Origin of the sequence: Corallococcus sp. AB049A (genome assembly GCF_003668885.1) — a bacterium.
GTDB classification, from domain to species: domain Bacteria; phylum Myxococcota; class Myxococcia; order Myxococcales; family Myxococcaceae; genus Corallococcus; species Corallococcus interemptor.
The window spans coordinates 1-2,304 of record NZ_RAWL01000716.1 but is presented as its reverse complement, the minus strand read 5'-3'; the positions used below and the strand labels follow the sequence as shown (position 1 = coordinate 2,304).

The window sequence follows — 2,304 nt, the reverse complement described above, 5'->3', positions numbered from 1 at the left end:
CGCTGGTCCACGTCGATGTTCCCGGAGCCCATCGGCGGCTTCGCGCACGGCACGGCGGGCATCGCCTGGGCGCTGGCGCGGCTGGGGCTGAGCGCGGCGGGGACGGCGGCGGACCGGCGGCGGTGGCGCAGCCTGTCCGAGCGCGCCTTCGACTTCGTGGACGGGCTCTACCGGCCGGACGTGGGCAACTGGATGGACCTCCGCCGCCCGGACGCCACGGATCAGCTGACGTCGTGGTGCCACGGGAGCACCGGCATCGGCCTGGCGGCGGCGGACCTCTTTGCCCGCACCGGGACGGCGCGCTACCGGGACCTGTTCCAGCGGGCCCGGAGCGCGGCCGTGCGCGAGGGCTTCGGCTGGACCCACACCCTGTGCCACGGCGACCTGGGGTTGTGGGAGCTGCTGGAGACGGCGCGGCGGCTGTCGTCGGAGCCGCTGTCACCCGAGCGCGAGGCGCTGGACGCGGAGCTCATCTCCAGCCTGGAGGCGCGCGGCCCGGTGGCGGGGCTGGCTCGCGATGCGTTCTCACCCGGGTTGATGGCGGGGCTGGGCGGCGTCATCCACACGCTGCTGCGCATGCACCCGGAGAGCCGGCTGGTGTCGCCGCTCCTGCTGGGACGCGCGCCGGACATGGATCCGGACGCGTTCTGAAGCCCACGTCACCGGCCCGCCCGTGACGGACAGGGCCGGTGACGCGAAGGACTTCCGTCAGTCGCGGGTGTCGCGGCGCACGGTGACCTTGCGTCCGCGCAGCGTGGAGCCCTTCAGCGCGGAGATGATGCGCGCCGCATCCGGCTCCGGCACCTCCACGATGGAGTACATGTCCGCGATGTGGATCGCGCCGATGCGCGAGGACTCGAGCCCCGCCTCGCCCGCGATGGCGCCCACGAGGTCCGCCGGCCGCATGCCCGCGGTGCGGCCCGCGCCGATGAACAGGCGCGTGACGTTCCATTCCGGCGCGCGCTGGGGACGCGCGGGGCCTGCCCGCTCGGGCCGGTCTCCGCGCTCGGGGCGCTCACCCCGCTCGGGGCGCTCGCCACGCTCGGGCCGGTCGCTGGTGCGGGGGCCTCGGGACGGACGCTCGGCGCGGTCGCCGAAGCGGCCCGGAGGCCCGGAGCGCTCGAACTTCCGCTCCGCCGGGGCCGACACCTGGGGAATCTCCTGCTCGTTGGATTCCCTGCCCTCGTCCTCCTTCTCCTGGAGGAGCTTGATGGCGGCGGCGGCCACGTCCATGACGCTGAACTCGCTGGACAGGTCCTCCGCGATGCCGCGGAACCCATCCAGCTCTCCGCCCACCAGCGTCTCGCGCAGCGACGAGCGGATCATCTCCAGCCGGCGCGCGCGCAGGTCCGACACGGTGGGGACCGCGGTGACCTCGATGCGCTGGCCGGTCAGCCGCTCGATGTTGCGCAAGAGCCGGTGCTCGCGAGGCTCCAGCAGGGTGATGGCCACGCCCTCGCGGCCGGCGCGGCCCGTGCGGCCGATGCGGTGCACGTAGGCCTCCGGCGCGTTGGGCACGTCGAAGTTCACCACGTGCGTCAGCCGGGGGATGTCCAGGCCGCGCGCCGCGACGTCCGTGGCGATGAGCAGGTCCGCCGCCTGGGACTTGAACTGCTTGATGACGCGGTCGCGCTGCTCCTGGCTCATGCCGCCGTGCAGCGCGTGCGCGCGCCAGCCCCGGCCGTTGAGGGACGTGGTGAGCTCATCCACCTCCGTGCGCGTGCGGCAGAACACGATGGCCGCGGTGGGGGACTCCAGGTCCAGCACGCGCCCCAGCGTGGCGATCTTGAACGCGCGCGGCACGATGTAGGCCGTCTGCCGGACGCGCGGCATCTCGCCGGCCTCCAGCTTCTCCTTCTCGATGCGCACGCGCACGGGCTCGTGCAGGTGGCGCTCCGCGATGCTGGCGATGCGCGGGGGCAGCGTGGCGGAGAACAGCGCGGTCTGCCGCTGCTCGGGCGTCTCGGAGAGGATGGCCTCCAGGTCGTCCGCGAAGCCCATGTCGAGCATCTCGTCCGCTTCGTCCAACACCACCGTGCGCACCTGGTCCAGCTTCAGCGTCTTGCGGCGCAGGTGGTCCAGCGCGCGGCCCGGCGTGGCGACGATGACGTCCACGCCGCGCTTGAGCACGCGCAGCTGCCGGCCAATCTCCTGGCCGCCGTAGAGCGGAAGCACGCTCACGCCCAGCTTCTGGCCGTAGCGGTGGATGGCCTCGGACACCTGCATGGCCAATTCGCGCGTGGGCACCAGCACCAGCGCGGAGGTGCCATGCGGCGCGGCGGCACCCGGCTTCAGGTGCTGCAG

At 73.5% G+C, this 2,304-nt stretch carries 2 protein-coding genes; one reads left to right on the top strand and one right to left on the bottom strand.

Annotated features, from left to right (window positions below; translation table 11 throughout):
• On the top strand, positions 1 to 651 hold a 651-nt coding region (locus tag D7X55_RS38610; RefSeq protein ID WP_304988920.1), incomplete at its 5' end, for a lanthionine synthetase LanC family protein.
• Positions 652 to 708: 57 nt separating this feature from the next.
• On the opposite strand, the gene D7X55_RS38605 is transcribed toward D7X55_RS38610, so the two are convergent.
• On the bottom strand, positions 709 to 2,304 hold a 1,596-nt coding region (locus D7X55_RS38605), incomplete at its 5' end, for a DEAD/DEAH box helicase (protein ID WP_121725643.1).